The organism is Rummeliibacillus sp. BSL5 (assembly GCF_052928305.1).
Genome location: NZ_JAVGCV010000001.1, coordinates 804,197 through 825,309 on the forward strand (window position 1 = coordinate 804,197; position 21,113 = coordinate 825,309).

The window sequence follows — 21,113 nt, forward strand, 5'->3', positions numbered from 1 at the left end:
AATAAAGTTGTTTAATAACTACATTACAGAAAAATTTTACTAAGGCAGGAGATAAAATTGAAAAAAAGCAAGTTAGCGCTTTCATGGCTGAAAAAAAGTATTTCAACCAAATTGTCACTTTCACTTCTAGTTGCAATCATCATTGTTTTTTCAGTAACTGGCGTGATGAATTATACCTATACGAAATCTCTTCTTATACACGATGTTGAAGAAGAGCTTTCAACAAAAAGTAATGCCACTGCAGAGTCCGTTAATAGCATGTTTTCTGAAAAACAAGCGATTGTCCGGCAAATTGCAGCAAACCAAGAAATTACGGACTATTTACATACTACTCATTCACGTAACGAAGCTAGAACAGATTCTCATTATAAAACGGTCATGCAATCACTTGACAGGATACCTAAAGCTGATGAGTCTATTGCTATGGTATGGGTTGCCAGTATCGATGGGAACTTCTTAATTGGGAACAACGATTTATTGCAGGATAAAAGTTTTGATATTAAAACGCGCCCGTGGTATCAGCCTGCTTTGGCAGATGATGATGTATACTTTACTGAACCTTATATGGACCAAGTGTTTGGCAAGGTTATTTTAAGTGCCATTAAACAAATAAAAGATGGCAATAAAACGTTAGGATTTGTTGCAATTGATTTGTTTTTAGATGATCTTCCTGGAATTATGCAGTCCTATAAACTAGGTAAAGGTGGCTATTCATTTTTACTAGATAATAATGGAACCATTTTGTATCATCCTGATAAAAAATTAATTTTAGAAAAGAAATTGTCTGATTTAACAGGCGATATGGGAAAAATCGGGCAAAAAATGGTAACTGGAAAAGAAGGTCTACAATTAGCTTCAGTTAAAGGACAGAAACAATATGTCGGTTACTCTCAGGTACCAGCTACAGGCTGGTCAGTAGGTACGTCTATACCACAAAAAATAGCACTTGCTAGTCTAGATGAGTATGTTAAAAAGATGATTTTATTCTTTGCAATCGGCGGCTTGCTTCTTATTTTAATTGTCTATTTGCTTTCTAAAAAAATGCTTCAATCAATACCGTATATGTCCAAAGTTATTAAAGTGCTAGCAACTGGAGATTTGACACCTAGATTGAAAGTACAATCAAGCGATGAGCTTGGACAAATGGCAACAGATATTAATCTTATGATTGATTCATTTGCTGACACCATTAATCAAGTGAACGACTCTGTTGGACAATTAGCCGCTTCTTCAGAAGAATTGACTGCTATCTCAGATGAAACCGTGAAGTTTTCAAATGAAGTAGCTTCTTCGACTCAGCAAATTGTAAAAGGTTCTGAACAACAAATTGAGGGTGCAGACCAAACATCCTACTCAATGGAAGAAATGGCTAACGGCGTTCAGCGAGTTGCAGAGTCAACAACAAATGTTTCTGAACAGACAAACATGTCAGCAAATGAAGCAACAGAAGGCTATAATAATATCCAACATGCCATGGACCAAATGGAACAAATTAGAAACTCAGTTGGTGATGCTTCAAGCGAGATCCAAAAGTTAGAAGTGTATTCGAAAAATATTGATGAAATGGTATCAGGTATCACCAATATTGCCTCACAAACACAATTATTATCTTTAAATGCTTCAATTGAAGCCGCTCGAGCAGGCGAACACGGTAAAGGATTTGCAGTAGTGGCAGCAGAGGTGAAAAAATTATCTGCAGAATCACAGGAATTCTCTTCTCATATCGCTGCTATCATTCAAAAAGTGCAATCGTCTACAGCGACTGCTGCCAAGTTAATGAATAAAGGCGTAGGAGATGTCGATGAAGGCTCTGCTATTCTTAATACAGCGGGAAGTTCATTTAAACAGATGACAAATGCATTCCAGACTATAGCTGACCAAGTTTCTGAAGTTTCAGCTGCAGCAGAAGAAATTTCTGCCGGTACAGAAGAAGTCACTGCAGCTATGAATGATATTTCATCAGTAACCAGAAATACCTTTGAACATACTAAAGGCATTGCAAGCGCTGCGGAGCAGCAATCTGTCTTTATGGAAGAAATCTCTTCTTCAGCTAAGACTCTAAGTGAAATGGCAGAAGATCTACAAACAGCATTAGCTAAATTTAAAACTAATCAATAAAAATAAAAAGCAAAAATATGAGGGGCAATGCTCTAACATATTTTTGCTTTTTTTCTCTTTTAATTTCTTCATTTTCTGTAGCTTCTTTTTGTATTTATTTTAAATAGACTATCGAGGTTTATCTTTTTAAAAAAATTCAAGTAATAACAATATTATTGGCTATCCCCCATCCTTTTCATCATAAAATCATGTATAATATCGTTAGCATAGAGAAAAAGAGGCGATCAATTTTGCATAGTTTAGCAAAAGAATTAAATGAAAAAATTCAATCAGAAAATCCATTTGTATTTGAGATGCTATCGGATTTAGGAAAAGCATTATATTATCCAAAAGAAGGAATCCTAAGCCAATCAGCCGAAGCTGGGAAAAAGGCTCATAAATTTAATGCGACTATCGGAACTGCTCTTGAGAATGGACAGCCGATGCATTTAAATGTAATTCAAGAAACTTTATCCGCTTATAAGCCTTCTGACCTTTATCCTTATGCCCCACCTGCTGGCAAACCACAACTTCGTGCAGAATGGCGTAAAAAAATGCTAGTGGAAAATCCTTCATTAGAAGGCAAATCCTTTGGCAATCCCATTGTGACGAATGCATTGACACATGGTTTGAGCACTGTTGCTGATTTATTTGCAGATCAAGGCGATGCGCTTATTATCCCTGATAAAAATTGGGAAAACTATGATATGGTGTTTGGCATTCGACGCCATACAAATACTGTCACTTACCCTTTATATAATAATGAAAATAAATTTAATGCAGATGGATTGTACGATGCGATTATGGCGCAAAAAGAGAAAGGCAAAGCCATAGTCTTATTGAATTTCCCAAACAATCCAACAGGCTATACACCACTAAAAGATGAAGGCGATGCGATTGTGGCTGCTATCCATAAAGCAGCAGATGCTGGTATCAATGTTGTAGTTGTTACAGATGACGCATACTTCTCCCTTTTCTTTGAGGATTCTTTACATGAGTCTTTATTTGGTGCATTGAGCAATTTGCATGAACGCGTCCTAGCAATTAAAGTAGATGGCGCTACAAAAGAAGAATACATTTGGGGATTCCGAGTTGGTTTTATCACTTACGGAAATAAAAGTGAAGCAATCTTAGCTGCTTTAGAAGATAAAACAATGGGGATTATCCGTGCAACAATTTCAAGCGGTTCGCATCCTTCTCAAACATTCTTGCTTCATGCTTTACAAAGTCCAGAATTTGAAGCTCAAAAACAAGAGAAATTTGATATCATGAAAGCCCGCGCCAATCGTGTTAAGGAAGTCTTAAATAATAGCAAATTTAACGCTGTATGGGATTACTATCCATTCAATTCTGGCTATTTCATGTGCTTAAATCTAAAATCTGTTGACGCGGATACACTCCGCTTACATTTGTTAGACAACTATGGAGTAGGCACAATCGCGCTTAGCGATACAGATTTGCGCGTTGCATTCTCATGCATTGAGGAAGAAAATATTGAGGAATTATATGAATGCATCTATCAAGGAATTAAAGATTTAGAAGCGACTAAATAATTTATAGAGGCAAAACCAAAATAAAAAACCGAGCTTCATGTGATAAAAATTCACATATGCCCGGTTTTTCTTTTTATTTTATTATAATTGAATTCAATCATAATAGAGAACTTGCAAAAAACTTCCGCTGTAGATGCGATTACCAATCAATTAAAATTGATTTTGTAGAAGGACTAATATTTTTTCTGACAAACATCTGTAATAGTCATAAAAACTACCACTTTTTATTGAGCTTGCTGCAATTGAGTTTCATTTACAGCACTCTCCTCTCCCAAATCACTTTCTGTATTGGCCACATACATTGCACACACGGCATCTCCTGTAACGTTTACAGCTGTACGCGCCATATCTAGAATTCGGTCAATACCAATAATGAGAGCAATCCCCTCTACCGGCAAAGAAACTGCATTTAACACCATTGCGAGCATAATTAAGCCTGCTCCAGGAACAGCAGCTGTACCAATACTTGCCAAAACTGCAATGATAACAACTGTAGCTAATTGCATAATTGTTAATTCCACCCCGAATACTTGTGCGATAAAGACAGTTGCTACTCCTTGCATAATAGCTGTTCCGTCCATATTGACAGTTGCTCCAAGTGGCTGTACAAAACTTGAAATCGATTTAGGTACACCTAGTTTCTTCTGTGCAATATCCATTGCAAGCGGTAATGTTGCTCCACTACTTGATGTACTAAATGCGACAGTCATTGCTGGGAAGAAATCTTTGACAAATTGAATCGGATTCCTCTTCGCCATAAATTTTACCGCTCCACCATAGACGAAAATAAAATGCACAATCAACCCTAAAATAACAACTATCATATAAAGGCCCATTGCTTTAATTGCATCAAATCCTTGTTTTCCAATGGCCGACGCAATCAAGCCAAAAGTACCGAACGGAGCAAATTTCATCACTAATGTCACTAAGTACATCATGATTTCATTACCTTCATCAATAACTTTCCATGCAGTTTTTACCCGGTCACCTAAGAATGCCAGTGCAATACCGATAAAAACAGAGAAGAATATGATTTGAAGCATATTGGCTTCAACAAATGCTAGAACAGGATTTGCAGGTATAATGTTTAATAATGTATCAGTTACTGCAGGAGCTTCATTTGTTTCGTATTGAAGCCCATCTGTTGCAAAAGTGCCGACTGTTCCTGGTTTTATAACTGAAGCCAACACAATTGCAATAATAATAGCAATCGCCGTTGTCGCTAAGAAAAAGACAATTGCCTTTACGCCAATTTTCCCAAGTTTCTTTGGATCGCCAATATTTGCCGTCCCGAGTGCAATAGAAAAGAATACAAGTGGAACAACAAGCATTTTAATTAAATTAATGAAGATCGTTCCAAGTGGGGAAAAGAAATACTGATCAACTTTAGGAAAAATGGATGGGGCTGCAAAATTCATCACTAAACCGACAACTGCGCCGACAACTAACGCGATTAAAATATTTCTAGCCAACTTCATCTTTACGCCTCCTTTTATAGAATATTCTAATATATTAAAATATTAATAAAATTATATATCATTACATCGAATTTTGTAAACAAAAATCCAAATTTTCTAATCATATTCTATAAAAGGATATATATTACATTCACTCGGCTTCTTATAAGAGCTTAAGTTTTTCTCTTGCTTCTTGATCTCCTTGTAACGCTGCTTTTTGGTACCAATATTTTGCTTTCTTAAAATTAACTGATGTACCAATCCCTGCTTCGTAGCAAAAACCAAGATTGAACTCTCCATCTACATCTTGTTGATCTGCCGCAAGCTGATACCAGCGCATCGCTTCTACCCCATTGCCATTTTGAAATGCCTCATGACCTAGACGATTAGCAGCAAACACATCCCCTGCAAGTGCTGATTGTGTAAACCAATGATGCGATTTGGTTTTATCTATATCGACTCCCACTCCATTTTCGTACATATAACCAAGCGTATACATCGCCTCTGCAACGCCCCTATCTGCAGCAATTGAAAAGAGTTCAAATGCGCGGTGTTCGTCTTTTTCAACAAACTCTCCTCGTAAATACATATCTGCATAGTTATTCATCGCATCAGCATGTCCTTTTAAAGCCGCTTCTTTATAAGCAAGGTAAGTCTTCTCCCAGTCTTCTCTTACAACCACTCCATCATAATAAAAATTGCCTAGCCAATAGATCGCATCCAGATTCCCTGCAGCTGCAGCTTGTTCATACCATACAAATGCCCAATCATCTTGGCGAATAGTTTTATAGAATCGACCGAGTAATAATTGTGATACAGAATCGCCGTTCATGGCCTTTTGATATAGATGACATGCTTCCTGTAATTCTTTTGTGTTCCAATAGCTGTTAGTTTCAGTCTTTTTTTGCTCAAGAAAAGCCTGTAACAATAGAAGAAAATCACGATGTATAATTTCACTATATTTTCTATCGTATACAGTCAGTTGAATGAACTGCCGGAAGAGCAATATGTAGTTGTTATCGAGACTTTCCTCTTTGAAAGATGCTAATATCTCTTTTAACTCATTAAGTGAGCATTCTTTCAATTCTATTTGTGAAATATTGTTAAGGATAGTTTGGTATTCTTTTATTTCAATTAACCGTTTCAATTTTTCTAAATTCATTTGGGGATTGTTCTCCTTCTTATTTACATAGTAAAAGGCTACGCAAGAATTCCATACTCACATAGCCTTACCTTTATTTGAGTTTCTATTACTAATATTAAGAACTAAGTATCTTCCGCTGTTTAAAATTTTTTGAACAATGGAAGCCACGGTTTTTGGCCTTGAGTTTTTTGTTGCTGTTCCATAGGTGATTCATCTGATACTTCATCCTGTGTTATTGCTTTTGTAGCATTTGGCTTAAATGGAGGCGGCCCCATTGTTGTCTGAACTGCTTTAATGAGCGGCGGAGGGGGTACATCTGTAACATTCTTATATTCTTCGCCATTAAAGGGTGTCATAGCCAATCCAATCCCTCCTTTCTTCATACCATAATATATGAATGAAAGGAGTAGGGATTCTTGGCGACCGCCCGGCAGCACGTATGCATCTGATAAATGAAATAATAAAATGGATTGTGTTATCACAATTTGTTTAACTTTTTTTAATCACTTGTTTGTGGAACTAACGAAGTATTTATATATTGATCAAAAAATTGAATTAAATTTTCAAAAGCTACTTCAAAATCTGGTCCGATAGTGGAAATTTGAAAGATATGCCTCTCCTTCAAGTATACACTTTCATCATGTAAAAAGAATCCGTTTAATTTAGCATCATCACTAAAGTTTTGAAGAGAATGCGGAAAAACAAAGGACATAATGGTCGGATAATTTGAAGAAACACATATTTTATAACGAGATATACTGGAATCCTCTACACTATCTAAGCGACTCTTCAATATTTTATATCGTTCTGGATATTCCTTTAATGCCTCCACTGTATTAGATACGAGGAATGCTGGAATTGTAAATGGGATTGGATGATAAAAATAATGTGCTAAATTTAAATAAAGTGGCGCATCGTTAGTTTGTGGTACCTGATTTAAAAATACAAAGGAAAGGCCACTTAATGCACCGAGTGCTTTCCCACTTACAGCAGATGCCATATAGAGACCTCTCATTGAGAAAGCTAAAGCGCCAAATGTACTAATACAATCTACACAAACCTTTACTTGGTATTGTTCCGCTAACCTCGTGATTGCTTGGAGATTATTGCATTCACCTGTTGATGTCTCACCATGTACAAGGGCTATCCACCGATACTCACCTGTTTTAAACCTTTCTTCAATTTCCGCTAGTTGAAATGTCTCACCCCATTGATATAAACAACTATGAAATTGTAAATCCCAGTGTCTTGCTTGCCTGATGAGACGTTCTCCAAATTCCCCATTTGAAAGAATGATTCCCTTTTGCTGTTGGAAGTCAGCTTTCATTTGTCCAAGCATTGCATCGTTTGCTAATGTTCCAGAACCAACAATTGTTGTAACAAATTTCGCTTGTGCTTCTTGTAAAAGCCGATCCAATAACTCTTGATAAAGATTCTTAAAATTCCCCGACCTATGAGACAAGCTAGTGTTGGTCAAAGAACTTGTTTGTAAAACTGGACCTGGATAAAAATAATGTTGTTTCAAAAGAATTTTTTCAGCCATTTGAGCACAATTTTTTCGAGTTAAAATCATAGGTATAAATTTCGCTTGTGATGTTCCGACTTCAGAACCAAAAGGTGTAAAACCTAAGTGCTTATAAAGCTTCTCTTCCTTTGTAAAACCTGAAATTATAGCTCCAGAATAATTTCTTTCATATACGTACGTATAAATAGCTTTTGCTAACTGTCTGAATACACGGCCGTTCCTAAATTGTTTTTTCACTGCTAATAAGCGAATTTCACAAAGCTTTTCGCAGTCACTGCTATCTAAATAATCTTCCACATTCCCTATTTTCTCATCTAATGAAAAGGGACGTTGATCGCGAAAAGCGAGCATACCTACAATATCGTTATTTCGATATACTAATATATATGTATTTTCATTATGAAATCGATCTTGTAATTTCCCATCATTATTTGGCGAATGTTGAGAGATTTCTTCAACAAAAGTTTGATAATTAAACCGAGCAATTTCATCGAATTCTTTATCTGTTCTTGCTATTTTGCAATAATACATGATTAACTCACTCTTTCCCTAAGGTTTTTGCGGTGCTTATATGTAATGAGCAAAAAGCTCAACAATAACGGTGTATAGACAGGTATATGGAAGGTGAGAATAACCAAACTGCAAGCCACAAAACCAAAAATCATGCCCCTTGTAAGGTTTTTGAAAAATGGCAGAGCGATAGCAGTAGAAGTAGCCAATATCATTAAAAGCATTGGATTCAATACGGCCACACCACCAATCAATGCTGCTACCCCTTTCCCGCCTTTAAAATGGAGCCAAACTGGAAAAAGATGCCCTAGAATACATAGACATACACCACAAGCAATTACAAACTCATCAAGCACTAGTATATGACCTATCCTGGCTGTTACAGCTGCTTTAGCTGCATCTCCTATAAAAGTGTAAAGGAACGCAAGCTTCCCCAATGTTCTACCAGCATTCCTTGCTCCTAAATTACCGCTGTTTAGATTAGCAAGAGATACACCATACCATTTGCCGATAAACCATGCTGCCATGATACTTCCTATTAAATAAGAACTCAAAAGATAGAAAAGTATTATCATTTAATTCAGCAATTCCAATTATAAGGATAGTTGCTTTTTCACCTGCCTTCTAGGTTCTTTTTATATTTATTCGCTATTAGTACCCTAAACCCTTGCTTTTACAATAAAACTTTCGCAAATTTTTTCTTTTCGCATATGTTGTATATGAGAATGAAAGAGAAGGTGGGGGTTATTTGTTTATTTATGTTGTAAAAACTGGAGAATCTATTTTTTCTATCTCCAGAAAATATCAAGTAACCATGGATAGTATAAGAACTATCAATGGATTATCGAGTGATACAATCGTTCCGGGCCAAGATTTATTGATTCCAACAGACCAGTATGTAGTCCAACCTGGAGATTCACTTTTTACAATTTCTCAAATGGCGATGGTCTCAGCTGATCGAATAAAAGCTTATAATGGACTTCAGTCTAATGAACTATCTGTCGGGCAAACATTGTATCTACCTCCAAGAGAAAAATACAGCGCCTATAGTTTTGGCTATATTACTGTTTCCACTCCTGAAAGTAATCAATTAATTACACAAACATATGCTCCACTGAACACCTATTATGGCATTTTCGAACACCATGTTCTAGCGGATGGCAGCTTGAGCGAGCTGAACGATCAAGGCATCGTTAATATGTCCCGGGACAATTTTGTTGCACCTATAGCAGTGGTTACAAACCTGACAAGCACAGGATTTGATCCCGAATTGACCGTCACTATATTATCAAATGCCACAGTTAGACAGCGTTTGATTACAAATATTTATAACCTACTCCGAAGCAAAAATTATTCAGGCGTCAATATAGATTTTGAACAAATCCCTGCTTCACAGCGTGATAACTTTACAACTTTTTTAAGAGAACTTCGCACTCGCATTCAACCAGGAGGGTTTTCACTATCTGTTGCTTTACCGTTTAAAACAGAAGAAAACGATCCGCCTTGGAGAAGAGGATATGATTATAGGGGAATTGGAGCAGCTGTTGATTTTGTATTCTTGATGGCTTACGACTGGCATGAGCTTGGTAGTGATCCTGGTCCTGTAGCTCCTATTCAAGAAGTAAGAAAAACGGTAAATTATGCGATTCAAACAATCGGGGCAAGAAAAATTCTCTTAGGCGTCCCTAGATATGGGTATGATTGGACTGTTGCAAACGGCCAAGTAGTCAGTGCAAAAGCTGTATCAGTGGCTGAGGCAATCAAAACGGCTATGCGACATAATGTACCTATCTCCTATTCAAGAGAGTACCAGCAACCGTTCTTTACTTATTGGGATGCAACTGGTGCTGAGCATAGGGTATGGTTTGAAGATGCAAGGGCACTTGCTCAAAAACTACAAATGATTGTTGACAAACGATTAAGAGGAATTGGATCATGGCATCTTGGCCTGCCATTTACACAATCAGCCGTATTATTTAATGAATTCTTCCGCATACGAAGAATTTTATAAAGAAAAAAGCAGGGAATCATTTCCCTGCTTTTTCTATCTCGATTTTTTCATTAACTATGAAGGGAAATTCTGAATAATATCATTTATAACCGCAATACTTTCAATAATTAAAATAACAAGTACAGCGGCCAAAAAGATAACTAACATTCTATTTTGCTTGTTGAGCAAAATGAGAATCAGAATGATAATAATCAGCACGACAAGCAAGAGTAAATACATATTCCCCCTCCCTCAAAATTAGAATAAAAACCTACTACTCTAACTATCATATGAAGGATATATAATTCTTGTTGATTATTTTTAAGACTTTAACCTTTATTATTGAGTGAAAAAATTGGATACCGAATTCTGCTAAATTCTGTATCCAATCAGATTTTATTTTATCAAAGAAAGAATTAGAGATTTAGTCCTCTTTTTTTATAAACGGCCACCAGTTAGCTTTCCCAAATGTTTTAGTAAGCACTGGAATAAACAACGGTAAAATCACTAGTGCATACAACACTAGGCCAATTAAAATAACCGTTGCTATTTCTAACAATGATAGAACACCTGCTGGCATCATAGCAGCAAACGTACCTCCAAGAATAACGGCCGCTGAGATGATGACAGTGCCCATTTTGCGCATGGACTCTAGCATTGCTTCACCCACTGATCGATCTTTGTATTCATTGAATCGGTCCATTAAGAAGATACTGTAATCAATGCCGAGCGCGATTAAAATTACAAATGCAAAGAATGGGACTGCCCAGCTAATACCGTCATAGCCAAGCAAATTCACGAATATAGATTCTGTAATAGCCATTGAAGTATAGTAAGTTAGGATTAATGAAGCAATCAAATAGAGCGGCATAATAATCGATCTTAGTAATAAAAGAAGGATTAATGCAATACCAGAAAGCATAAGAATGACCGTCCTAGTATAGTCCGCATCTGACATTTTGCCCATATCGTTATAGGTGCTTGTAATTCCTCCTACTGCAACTTTAGCATTTTCAAGCTTCGTATCTTTTGTAGCATTGGCGACTGCTTTTTTTATAGGATCAATTTGCGCAATCGCTTCGTTTGAATAAGGATTTTCTTTAAAGACAACATCCAATGTCATAGTTTTGCGGTCTTTTGACATATAGGCATTAAGAGATGGTTCAAACTCTTTACTGTGAATCGTTTCTTCTGGTATATACACGCCTGCCATATCATCTGGCGATGAAGCTAATCCATCTAAATAACCTTGAGCCCCTTTGAGCCCTTTATGGACTTTATTTAATCCAGTAGCACTTTTATTTAGACCATCTGTCAATTGACTCATCTGTCCGCCTAAATTTGAAAATCCATTTAATAATTGTTGCTGGCCATTTTTCAAATTAGAAAGCCCACCTTCAAAAGTAGACATATTTCCAATAATTTGGTTTTGACCATTTGCAGCTTGGTTTAAACCACTTTGTAGTGAACTTACTGCTTGGATAAGCTTTCCAAGCCCCTCCGCCATTTGCTTTTGACCATTTGCCATTGGTTCTAAATTAGCATTAGCTTGATTTAGCCCAGTTTGTACTTGCCCCAAGCCGCCGGTTAATTTTCCAAGACTTCCGGCTATTGCTGTCGTACTCTGTTGTACAGTAGACACTGTTTGTTTTATTGTAAGATAATCTTTATTTTGATTTAAATCTGGATTTCCCTTCTCTAAATTAGTAAATGATGGGTTTAATGCTCCCATAGTTTGTGCTAGTTTAGAAAGATTATTCCCTATTGCTTGGTAGCCTTCTTTCAATTTTGATAAACTCTGTGCACTTTGTTGATAGCCTGTTAGAAGCTTTTTACTCCCATCAGACATAGCAACCAAATTATTTTTGATATCCCCAAGCCCTTTATTAATCTCGCCTGCACCCATTGATCCGTCTCGGATGCCCTTCTCAATCTTTGTTAAACCTGTTTGAACTTGACCCATACCATTTTTTAATTGGTCTGTACCATTGATAAGACCATCAATACCATCTGTGGCTTTTTTCAATTGTGGACCAGATTTTGATAACTCTCCACCTGCAGATTTCAAGCCGTCGCTGATTTTTTTGATGCCTTCGTTGCTTTTCCCCACGCCCTCTTTCAAACCTTCAGCTTGGTTTGCAACTGCTAAATCTTTTATTTTTTCTCCTGTCGGACGTGTAACAGATCGAACAAAGTCAACATCATCATTTTTAGCTACTTCTTTACTGATTTTTTCTGCTAATCCTAAATACTCCGCAGAATCCATTGCTTCATCATTTTTAATAACAATTTGAGTTGGCATAGATTGGCCTGGTCCAAAGCTATCCGCAATAATATCAAATGCTTTAATTGAAGGCACATCATCACCTGCTTCATTCAGCGAATTATAAGAGAGATTGCCATCATAAGCTACTAAAAACGGAATAGATACGGCTCCTACTATTAATAGAGCAATTAACGGTCGTGTTAATGCAAAGCGCCCGACAATCCCCCAAAATTTACTATCTTTGTGTTCAAGTTTTCCTTTTGATGGCCAGAAAATCTTTTTTCCCATAACCGCCATAAAGAATGGGACGACTGTAACGAGGGCAAGCAAAAGAATAGCTACTCCAATAGCAACAGCAGCTGCAGATTGATACAGCTTGAATGTTGATAGCCCAATTGCTGCAAAACCTATCATTACGGCAAGGCCACTAAAGAACACCGTCTTTCCTGCAGTTTTATACGTAGCAACTATTGCCTCTGCAACGCTTTCTTTTTCAGCAAGTTCTTCTTTAAAACGGCTAAAAAGCAAAATACAGTAATCCGTTCCGATACCAAACAAAACTGCTACAAGGAAAATTTGTGTATATTGAGAAATTGGGAAATCCCATTTATCAACAAGGAATGAAACGATAGATTGAGATACTAAATAACTAAATCCTACTGTAATAAGCGGTATTAATGGTGTTATGAGAGATCTGAACACTAATAACAATACAGCTAGAATAAATACAACTGTGATGCCCTCTGTTTTCTTTAAACCTTCTTGCGAATTTGTATTAAGGTCTTCATCGATCATCCAGCTGCTCGTATAGTAATGTTCTATTTTCACACTCTTTAGTTCTTTATAGAGTGCTTTCATTACCTTTTGAGGATTGCGGTCACCAACTTCCATCGACAGTGAAGCCATGATTGTTTTCCCATCTTTTGAAACGAGTTGATCTTTTAAAGCTTTTTCATCAAAATGAGTAGTTATATCAGTAATACCCAGTTGTTTTTTATCCTTTTCTAACTTCTGAATGGCTTGCTTTACTTCTTTTGTGTCCTCTGTGGACAATTTTTTCTTATTATGAAATACAAGTGCTACTTGTGATTTATCATTGTCTTGCATATCATCTAACATACGCTTTGCCATGGAAGAAGAATAACTGCCCGGAACATCAATGCTACCTTTCTCTTTTACAAGATTAGCCATATTCGGTGCTGTCATCATTAATACAGCTGCAATTGCTATCCATGCAATGATAACAAACCATCTTGCTTTTATGATTGCCTTCATTCTTTTTCACCTTCTTTATTATTCATATTGATTAAAATATGGGAAAGCTTTTCATATGTATGCATAAAGCTCTCAATTTCTTTCCTATCAAACTTTGTAATGAAATGCTTGACTAGCTGATGAATTTTTTCTTCTGTTTCAAGATAGAGCTCCTTGCCTTTTTCTGTTAGAGATAAATATACCACTCTCCGATCATTCTCATCTCGAGTTCTCTCAATTAGCCCCTTATCCGTCAAGCGCGTAATAATTGCCGTAATGGCACTTTTATTGACATGAAAAGCTTCTGCTAGATCTGTTGATGTACAGCGGTCATGCTGAAATATAAATCTAAGCGTATAATGCTGGTCATTCGTCAATTCTTTACTTAGCTGGTCTTTTACAAGTGACTCACCCATTCGATTCACTTGGAAAGAAGTTTTGATATATTGGTCAATAAGCTCTTGGATATTGTCATAAGCCAATCTGTTCACCTCACTATTTAGTTCAACAATTTAACTATTCATCTGTTAAACTATAAAAAGAAACAATAAAATTGTCAATTGTTTTTCAAAATATTACATCTTTGAACACAGCAAAAAAAAAACGGCAAGCCGAATTTGGCATTGCCGTTTTTTAATGGAATTTTAAATACAGTCCAACTATAGAGTATATAATAACCGTTGAAAATAGGACCGTCATATGAAGAAGTGAATAAACAAATAGTAAAGTTGCCCACTTTTTAGGATCTTTTTTATGGTAACCATAAATATTCATAACAAGCCAAGCTATGCTTAGCAATAAAGCTACTAGCATTAAACCCTTGCTTAGAGTTCCAAGCAAAAAGCAGCTTGCTGTGAGAAGAATTAAATAAATATTTGTTGTTATATATGTGCGTTTCATACCTTTCGCTACAGGAAGCATAGGAACCCCAGCAGCACTGTAATCGTCTTGTTTACGAATTGCAATTGCATAGAAGTGCGGCATTTGCCAAATTAAAGTGATTACAAATAAACCAAGAATAGCCGGATGCATAATGTTTGGATGGATTGCTGCCCAACCAATTAACGGAGGCATAGCTCCAGAGATGCTACCGACTTCTGTATTATAGACTGTATAGCGTTTCGTCCAAATAGTATAAGGGAATACATAAAAGAAAATTCCCGTAAAGCCTAGCAATGCTGCAAGCGGTGTCGCTAAATAAAGCGCGAGCAACCCAACAATCGTTGATCCAATAGCAATAAACCACACTGTACCGATTCTAATATCTCCAGTCACTGTTGGCCGTTTTTGGGTACGCTGCATAATAGCATCTATATCCCTATCGTAGATATTGTTAAAGGCCCCTGCTGCAGCAATAACTAAAGCAGAGCCAATGATTGCTGAAACTATACGAAGCCAATGATCAAATGGATTAATTTTATACGTATATAGTGCGAGTGTTAAACCGGCAACCATTGGAATTAAATTCGACTTAATTATCCCTGTTTTTACTGTCTGCGCTAAAATTTGCATGAAAGAAGGAGGCGTTTCTGCTTCTCTCTGTTTATATTTATGTTTGCTCCCCATTATTCTATTTTCATTCCTTTACTAACTAAAATAAACTATATATAAGAATAGTAATGACAACAATACTTTTATTGTAACAAAATTCGCCTTTGATATATATCTTTTTATTTTAATTCACAAGAATGCCATGAATCTATTTCAAACTTGATTATATTTCTTTTGTCTGGAATACTCAGTAGCAAAAAAACGCTTTAAATTATTTAAAAATTCTGTTACCTTATTGATGAAGATATAATTGTGATTAAGGGGGCATTCATAATGCAATGGATAAAGTTAGATTCCTCAAAATTAGAAGCAGTTGGATATGACGAGAGCGCAATGATTTTACGGATTCAATTCATAAAAGATGGTATCTTTGAATATTATGGCGTTCCACCATTCGTTCATAAAGACTTAGTTGAAACTAATCACCCTGAAAGAATTTTTAAACAATACATTAAAGATAAGTATCGTTACGTTCGACTTCAAAACCAATCCTAATCATTCACCCAAGCAAGTTCCACCCGCTCTACATAAGATAAAGAACAGTCAGCGGGATGTGGATGTAGTTGGTGGTGCATTATTTAGAATACTAAATGCATTTTAGCCTGAATACTTACACATTTACCCAATGAGTGTAAAGCGAGATGCATATTATATTAATACCTTTTCAAAAGGAGGTGCATAAATATGGGCTTTACATTACTAGTTGTTCTATTCATCTTGTTAATTATTGTCGGAGCATCTTACATGGGTTACGGTTACGGCGGCGGTGGAGCTTGTTAATTATTCCAAAGTCATCCACAAAAATAGTAGTGTAGTCGTTTAACTGCGCTCAAACTAAACACATATAAAGTTAATATGGCACTCTAAATAGGGAGGAGAGCGATAAACGCTCTCCTTTTTATTTGTTCTTTCAACCTGAATTTTTTAAAAGGGGTGTAACGAAAAAAGTGCTATAAAACATCCATAAAGTTATGTATGATAAAGAGAATATAATAAAAGGGGTGATTCGTTGAACAGTTCAGTAGAGAATGTCCAATATGAGCATGTAAAACATCCTTTCTTGCAAGGTATACGAGACTGCATTCCTACACTGTTAGGATACATAAGTATTGGGGTGGCATTTGGCATTGTGGGCTCATCATCACAATTAAACATGATAGAAATTGCTTTATTGACCATATTGGTCTATGCAGGTTCAGCACAATTTATCTTTTGTGCGCTTGTTCTTAGCGGGACTCCACCTCTTGTGATTATTTTCACGATTTTTATTGTAAACCTTCGACACTTTCTTATGAGTCTTTCTGTTGCGCCCTATTTCACGAAATACAGCTACCTGCGCAACATTGGTTTTGGCTCATTGTTGACTGATGAGACTTTTGGCGTCGCAATCACCAAGTTAATGCAGACAAAAGAAATGAGTGGAAGATGGCTGGATGGGCTTAATATTACCGCCTATGCAGCTTGGATTGTATCATGTCTTGGAGGTGCACTGCTTGGCAAATGGATTACAGCGCCTGAAAAGTGGGGGCTTGATTTTGCTTTAATAGCAATGTTTGTAGCGCTTCTCGTATTGCAATTGCAAAGCGCTGGAAAAACAAGGCTCGCAAAAAACTTATGTTTAATCGGAACTGTTGCAATTCTAATGTATGTTTTTTCCTATTTTATGCCATTACATTTGGCTGTTATACTTTCAACAATCTTCGCAGCTACTATTGGGGTGGTGATGGATCGATGAGTATGAATATAATGATATGGACAATTATTGGCTGTGCAATTGTTACATGGCTCCCAAGAATTATTCCATTTCTTTTTGTAAAACACGTAAAGCTTCCGGTCATAGTAATGAAATGGCTCTCTTTCATTCCAATATGTATTTTAAGCGCGTTAGTTGTAGAAAATTTGCTTGTTTCTGGTGAAGGAATAACTTCTCTTAACTGGTCTGTTGTAATTGCTTTTATTCCAACGCTTCTCTTGGCAATATGGACAAAGAGTTTATCTGTAACTGTATTAGGTGGGGTAATATCTATGGCAATTATACGAATATATCTGCCAATCTGAGTGTTTATTTTAGTCAAAGGTACACATTATATGATATTATTGAAACATAATGTTTTAACTAGATAAAATAAAAGTACATAAGGAGTCTTTAGGTATTCAATTATTCGAATCTTTAAACTTCTTTTTGTTAAGGGGGCAGATTATTGGAGTTACTACTTCAATTAGTAATTATTATACTCGCAACAAAAATAGCGGGAGCCATTGCTGTTCGATTTGGACAACCAAGTGTGCTCGGTGAAATAATTGTGGGGATTATTATCGGACCTGCAGTTTTGGGATTGATAGGCAATATCAATGATAATGAATTATTACATACCTTTAGTGAACTTGGTGTTATATTTTTAATGTTCTTCGCTGGCGTTGAAACAAATATTAAAGATTTAACCTCTAACACAAAATCCGCATTAACAGTTGCAGTTTTCGGAGTAGTGCTGCCACTTGTGGGCGGCTATTTAATCGGTGAAAGCTTTGGCATGGATCCTACACATTCATTATTTTTAGGTATTGTGTTGACAGCTACTTCGGTTAGTATCTCCGTACAGACTTTCCGTGAGCTCAATCAATTAAAAACACGAGAAAGTGCTACAGTGTTAGGCGCAGCTATTGCTGATGATATACTTGGCCTGATTTTACTGGCAATCGTTATCAGCATTACTGTCGGGGGAGATGTATCGATCCCAACAGTGTTATTGAAGCAAGTAATTTTCTTTGCGGTCATTATTCTTGCGAATTGGAAAGTTGTTCCTGCCATTTCTAAAATTGTAGCAAAATTTAAATCTACAGATATTTCGCTAGTTTTTGCAGTCGTACTTTGTTTTGCTTATTCATATTTCGCCGATTTCATGGGTATAAGTAATATTATCGGTGCATTCTTTGCAGGTCTTTCTCTCGCAGCAGACAAATCTCGGATCGAATTTGAAGAAAAGCTTTTACCAACAGTAGGTGTTTTATTTATTCCCGTTTTCTTTGCAGGCATAGGTCTTGCCGTTACCTTTAAAGGAATTGGCGAGCATATTGGGCTGATTGTTATTCTATGTGTTGTTGCTGTTCTAACGAAAATTGTGGGTGCAGGCATTGGCGCACGAATTACAGGTTTTAAAACAATATCAGCGATTTTAATTGGGATTGCCATGGTTTCTCGAGGAGAAGTCGCGTTAATCACATCTGGTATTGGTTTAGAAAAAGGGTTATTTACTCAAGAATACTATACACCACTGATTATTGCGGTTGTCTTTACTACTGTTGTAACACCGCCTTTATTAAAATGGATTATTTCCATTAAAGAAAAAAGAACTTCAGTTTAAAACCATTATAAAATGCTAAAACCCAAGAATAACTATATTCTTGGGTTTTCTATCATTATTAAGCTGAAAATACTAGGTAAAGAAACGTATGAGATGTTTAAAATTGAATATCTGATGCATGTTCTTTTAAATAAAATTCCACTAATCTTTTAAGATCTTTATGTTTGATCTTTACATACTCTTCCCCATCAATTTCTTCAATGGGTAGTTCTGAGATCGCCTCTTCCATCGTTTTGCAGAAATATGCTGTGCCGTCTACCATAAATGTCCATTTCTCTTGCAAAAGACCCACTCCTTCTATGCTCCTGAAGCTTATTATATAATCTCTTTGGAGCCAGGTCAAAAACTTAGTGGAGCTCTAATAGTCTCATTTGATCAAAGTTGATAAAGCAACTCGCCAGTAGCTGGTATTGGTCAATCAAAACAATTCTTGGATTCTCCCTTTTGATGGTATGTAAGTAGTTTTTGGTTGCAAGAGTTAATCCTTCAAAAAACAAATCATATTGGCACAAGTGTTTTTCTATCTCTTCTTCGCCACTATATTTTACGATATAAATTGTTTGATCCGATTGTGAAATACGATAAGAAATGGTAGTACCAATAGATTCGACCATCTGTGTTTCTTTTGTCTTCACAAGATTGATCAATGCTTCGCCTAGTTTAAGTAGAAAAGTGCCATGTACTGCTGATTGAAATACTGCCTCTGTTGTATCCTCCTCATTAAAATAAATGATGATATTTTCATAGAAGAAATCTGCATAATAGGGTGTTTTTAAAAGCTCGAGATTACCGGGTACAAATTGAATTTCCACTAATTATCAACTCCATATTTTCTATTATATGCATATTTTTTCTCCACTCAATACCATTTTATCTTAATTCAATTAGAAAAGCCGCCTGAATGTTTCATTCAAGCGGCTTCTTTTTTAAAATGGATATTCTCGCGGTTTTGTTTGAACAGAAATCCATTTTTGATACGTAAATTCTTCCACAACACTTGGATTACCGAATCGACCTACACCACTGTCACGCATACCTCCAAATGGCACTGTTGGTTCGTCGTTGACAGGTTGATCATTGACATGAGTCATACCAAATTCCAAATATAATGCATAATCTGTTGCTTTTTCTATATTACTGCTGAATATAGAAGAGCTTAGCCCATATCGTGTGTCATTTGCCATCTCAATAGCCTCTTCATCACTATCAGCTTTGATAATTGGAGCAATAGGAGCAAATAATTCTGTTTGTGCGAGTTCACTGTCATTTTTAACATGTCCGAAAATAGTTGGTGTTAACACGTTCCCTATTCTTTCACCTTTTAGCAATACCTCAGTACCTGCATCAATCGCCTTTTGGATATTATCAACACCTTTTTTTACTTGACCTTCGTTAATTAACGGTCCAATGATTGTTTTAGGATCACTCGGATCTCCATAAGGAATATTTTTAACTCTTTCAACGAATTTTTCTACAAACTCATCATACAAATCTTTGTGAACAATAATGCGGTTGGTAATCATACAAATCTGGCCCGAATGTAGGAACTTCCCAAATGCTGCCGCTTTTACTGCTTGGTCAATATCTGCGTCCTTTAATACTACAAATGGTCCGTTTCCTCCTAATTCTAGAGCAACACCTTTCAAAAGACCACCTGCAATAGAGCCAATCCGTTTGCCGACTTCTGTAGAACCAGTAAAACTAATTAGTGCTACATTTTTGTTTTCGATCATTGTATCGCCAATCGTAGAGGATTTCGTCAATATTGATTGGAAAACACCAGCTGGCATTCCCGCTGCTTCGAATGCTTTAGCAATCAATGAACCTGAGCAAAGCCCCACTTGCAAGTCTGCTTTATGAACGACCGCATTACCAAGCGCAAGCGCTGGAGCAATCGTACGCATCGATAAATACATTGGAAAGTTAAAAGGAGCAATGGATGAAATGACGCCAAGCGGTAAACGATAAGAATAATTGACCTTATTCTCAATAATGGAAGGCGTTTCAGTAACTTGTCCTAATTTATCAACCATTTTTAATGATTCTTCCATTACGGCGACCGTATTATTATATTCAATATTACTCTTTAAAACACTGCTTCCTGACTCAATAACTAAAAGATCGATTATATCATCCTTATTATCTTTGTAATATTGGATTGCTTTTTTCATGACATCACGACGTTTTTGTGAATCTTTTGCCCACTCTTTTTGCGCTTTTTTAGCATTGTCAAAGGCTACTTCAACTTGGTTTTTTGATGCCAGTTTGACGGTGGTTAATACATCATTGTTGTATGGATTTTCTATATCGAAAGTGTTGTTTTCTTCCCCTTCTTCCCATTGACCGTTTAAAAAGCTCTTATTAAGTTCAGTATATTTATTCATAGTTGTATAACTCCTTTTTA

The 21,113-nt window shown here is 36.3% G+C and carries 20 protein-coding genes; 8 read left to right on the forward strand and 12 right to left on the reverse strand.

Annotated elements, in window-relative coordinates; translation table 11 throughout:
- The first annotated feature begins 57 nt into the window (after window positions 1–57).
- Together RCJ93_RS04095 and RCJ93_RS04100 are read left to right on the forward strand one after the other, a co-directional pair.
- Window positions 58–2,118: a methyl-accepting chemotaxis protein gene (locus tag RCJ93_RS04095; protein ID WP_446738458.1), complete on the forward strand. Its 2,061-nt coding sequence runs from the start codon at window positions 58–60 to the stop codon at window positions 2,116–2,118.
- Between the two features lie 230 nt (window positions 2,119–2,348).
- Entirely contained in the window at window positions 2,349–3,650 is a 1,302-nt protein-coding gene (locus RCJ93_RS04100; RefSeq protein ID WP_446738459.1) for an aminotransferase class I/II-fold pyridoxal phosphate-dependent enzyme, read from the forward strand.
- A gap of 224 nt (window positions 3,651–3,874) precedes the next feature.
- On the opposite strand, the gene RCJ93_RS04105 is transcribed toward RCJ93_RS04100, so the two are convergent.
- From RCJ93_RS04105 to RCJ93_RS04125, 5 genes are all read right to left on the reverse strand, one after another.
- Window positions 3,875–5,128: a dicarboxylate/amino acid:cation symporter gene (locus RCJ93_RS04105; RefSeq protein ID WP_446738460.1), complete on the reverse strand. Its 1,254-nt coding sequence runs from the start codon at window positions 5,126–5,128 to the stop codon at window positions 3,875–3,877.
- 142 nt (window positions 5,129–5,270) lie between these two features.
- Window positions 5,271–6,269 carry a tetratricopeptide repeat protein gene (locus RCJ93_RS04110; RefSeq protein WP_446738461.1) on the reverse strand — a complete coding sequence of 333 codons (999 nt, stop codon included), beginning with the start codon at window positions 6,267–6,269 and terminating at the stop codon, window positions 5,271–5,273.
- Window positions 6,270–6,391: 122 nt separating this feature from the next.
- Window positions 6,392–6,613 (reverse strand): hypothetical protein, encoded by a 222-nt coding sequence (locus tag RCJ93_RS04115; RefSeq protein ID WP_150284274.1) that lies wholly within the window; start codon window positions 6,611–6,613, stop codon window positions 6,392–6,394.
- Window positions 6,614–6,750: 137 nt separating this feature from the next.
- Window positions 6,751–8,307 (reverse strand): GNAT family N-acetyltransferase, encoded by a 1,557-nt coding sequence (locus tag RCJ93_RS04120; RefSeq protein WP_446738462.1) that lies wholly within the window; start codon window positions 8,305–8,307, stop codon window positions 6,751–6,753.
- A gap of 2 nt (window positions 8,308–8,309) precedes the next feature.
- Window positions 8,310–8,861, reverse strand: coding sequence for a glycerol-3-phosphate acyltransferase (locus RCJ93_RS04125; protein ID WP_446738463.1), 552 nt, complete (start codon window positions 8,859–8,861; stop codon window positions 8,310–8,312).
- 173 nt (window positions 8,862–9,034) lie between these two features.
- Between RCJ93_RS04125 and RCJ93_RS04130 the strand changes: the two genes are divergently transcribed.
- Window positions 9,035–10,297, forward strand: a complete 1,263-nt coding sequence (locus tag RCJ93_RS04130; protein ID WP_446738464.1) for a glycosyl hydrolase family 18 protein — start codon at window positions 9,035–9,037, stop codon at window positions 10,295–10,297.
- Window positions 10,298–10,351: 54 nt separating this feature from the next.
- On the opposite strand, the gene RCJ93_RS04135 is transcribed toward RCJ93_RS04130, so the two are convergent.
- From RCJ93_RS04135 to cyoE, 4 genes are all read right to left on the reverse strand, one after another.
- Complete coding sequence (locus RCJ93_RS04135) at window positions 10,352–10,516, reverse strand: hypothetical protein (protein ID WP_158512568.1); 165 nt, start codon at window positions 10,514–10,516, stop codon at window positions 10,352–10,354.
- Window positions 10,517–10,700: 184 nt separating this feature from the next.
- The gene (locus RCJ93_RS04140) at window positions 10,701–13,817 is read right to left on the reverse strand and encodes an MMPL family transporter (RefSeq protein WP_446738465.1); all 3,117 of its coding nucleotides are present in this window, start codon (window positions 13,815–13,817) and stop codon (window positions 10,701–10,703) included.
- Entirely contained in the window at window positions 13,814–14,278 is a 465-nt protein-coding gene (locus RCJ93_RS04145) for a MarR family winged helix-turn-helix transcriptional regulator (protein ID WP_066786843.1), read from the reverse strand. The genes RCJ93_RS04140 and RCJ93_RS04145 overlap by 4 nt, the downstream gene beginning before the upstream one ends.
- A 151-nt stretch (window positions 14,279–14,429) precedes the next feature.
- Window positions 14,430–15,362 carry a heme o synthase gene (gene cyoE / locus RCJ93_RS04150; RefSeq protein ID WP_150284269.1) on the reverse strand — a complete coding sequence of 311 codons (933 nt, stop codon included), beginning with the start codon at window positions 15,360–15,362 and terminating at the stop codon, window positions 14,430–14,432.
- A gap of 258 nt (window positions 15,363–15,620) precedes the next feature.
- On the opposite strand from cyoE, the gene RCJ93_RS04155 reads away from it, so the two are divergent.
- The 5 genes from RCJ93_RS04155 to RCJ93_RS04175 all read left to right on the forward strand — a co-directional run bounded on the left by RCJ93_RS04155 (window position 15,621) and on the right by RCJ93_RS04175 (window position 18,709).
- The gene (locus RCJ93_RS04155; protein WP_066786838.1) at window positions 15,621–15,842 is read left to right on the forward strand and encodes a KTSC domain-containing protein; all 222 of its coding nucleotides are present in this window, start codon (window positions 15,621–15,623) and stop codon (window positions 15,840–15,842) included.
- Window positions 15,843–16,031: 189 nt separating this feature from the next.
- Window positions 16,032–16,127: a YjcZ family sporulation protein gene (locus RCJ93_RS04160; protein ID WP_084246876.1), complete on the forward strand. Its 96-nt coding sequence runs from the start codon at window positions 16,032–16,034 to the stop codon at window positions 16,125–16,127.
- Window positions 16,128–16,356: 229 nt separating this feature from the next.
- Window positions 16,357–17,082 carry an AzlC family ABC transporter permease gene (locus RCJ93_RS04165; protein WP_150284267.1) on the forward strand — a complete coding sequence of 242 codons (726 nt, stop codon included), beginning with the start codon at window positions 16,357–16,359 and terminating at the stop codon, window positions 17,080–17,082.
- The gene (locus RCJ93_RS04170; RefSeq protein ID WP_446738466.1) at window positions 17,079–17,405 is read left to right on the forward strand and encodes an AzlD domain-containing protein; all 327 of its coding nucleotides are present in this window, start codon (window positions 17,079–17,081) and stop codon (window positions 17,403–17,405) included. Before RCJ93_RS04165 ends, RCJ93_RS04170 begins: the two co-directional genes overlap by 4 nt.
- 143 nt (window positions 17,406–17,548) lie before the next feature.
- Window positions 17,549–18,709 carry a cation:proton antiporter gene (locus tag RCJ93_RS04175; protein ID WP_150284266.1) on the forward strand — a complete coding sequence of 387 codons (1,161 nt, stop codon included), beginning with the start codon at window positions 17,549–17,551 and terminating at the stop codon, window positions 18,707–18,709.
- Window positions 18,710–18,806: 97 nt separating this feature from the next.
- Here the strand turns inward: RCJ93_RS04175 and RCJ93_RS04180 are convergent, their stop codons facing one another.
- The 3 genes from RCJ93_RS04180 to RCJ93_RS04190 form a co-directional block, all read right to left on the reverse strand.
- A complete protein-coding gene (locus tag RCJ93_RS04180) occupies window positions 18,807–18,992 on the reverse strand; it encodes a hypothetical protein (protein WP_066786829.1) in 186 nt (61 codons plus the stop codon).
- Between the two features lie 64 nt (window positions 18,993–19,056).
- Complete coding sequence (locus RCJ93_RS04185) at window positions 19,057–19,521, reverse strand: hypothetical protein (protein WP_446738467.1); 465 nt, start codon at window positions 19,519–19,521, stop codon at window positions 19,057–19,059.
- Between the two features lie 114 nt (window positions 19,522–19,635).
- Window positions 19,636–21,093 carry an aldehyde dehydrogenase family protein gene (locus RCJ93_RS04190; RefSeq protein ID WP_446738468.1) on the reverse strand — a complete coding sequence of 486 codons (1,458 nt, stop codon included), beginning with the start codon at window positions 21,091–21,093 and terminating at the stop codon, window positions 19,636–19,638.
- Window positions 21,094–21,113: the final 20 nt, after the last annotated feature.

Coding starts and splice junctions, on each gene's coding strand:
- RCJ93_RS04105 (WP_446738460.1), bottom strand. CDS start 5,128: ATGAAGTTGGCTAGAAATATTTTAATCGCGTTAGTTGTCGGCGCAGTT.
- RCJ93_RS04110 (WP_446738461.1), bottom strand. CDS start 6,269: ATGAATTTAGAAAAATTGAAACGGTTAATTGAAATAAAAGAATACCAA.
- RCJ93_RS04120 (WP_446738462.1), bottom strand. CDS start 8,307: ATGTATTATTGCAAAATAGCAAGAACAGATAAAGAATTCGATGAAATT.
- RCJ93_RS04125 (WP_446738463.1), bottom strand. CDS start 8,861: ATGATAATACTTTTCTATCTTTTGAGTTCTTATTTAATAGGAAGTATC.
- RCJ93_RS04135 (WP_158512568.1), bottom strand. CDS start 10,516: ATGTATTTACTCTTGCTTGTCGTGCTGATTATTATCATTCTGATTCTC.
- RCJ93_RS04140 (WP_446738465.1), bottom strand. CDS start 13,817: ATGAAGGCAATCATAAAAGCAAGATGGTTTGTTATCATTGCATGGATA.
- cyoE (WP_150284269.1), bottom strand. CDS start 15,362: ATGGGGAGCAAACATAAATATAAACAGAGAGAAGCAGAAACGCCTCCT.
- RCJ93_RS04155 (WP_066786838.1), top strand. CDS start 15,621: ATGCAATGGATAAAGTTAGATTCCTCAAAATTAGAAGCAGTTGGATAT.
- RCJ93_RS04160 (WP_084246876.1), top strand. CDS start 16,032: ATGGGCTTTACATTACTAGTTGTTCTATTCATCTTGTTAATTATTGTC.
- RCJ93_RS04170 (WP_446738466.1), top strand. CDS start 17,079: ATGAGTATGAATATAATGATATGGACAATTATTGGCTGTGCAATTGTT.
- RCJ93_RS04190 (WP_446738468.1), bottom strand. CDS start 21,093: ATGAATAAATATACTGAACTTAATAAGAGCTTTTTAAACGGTCAATGG.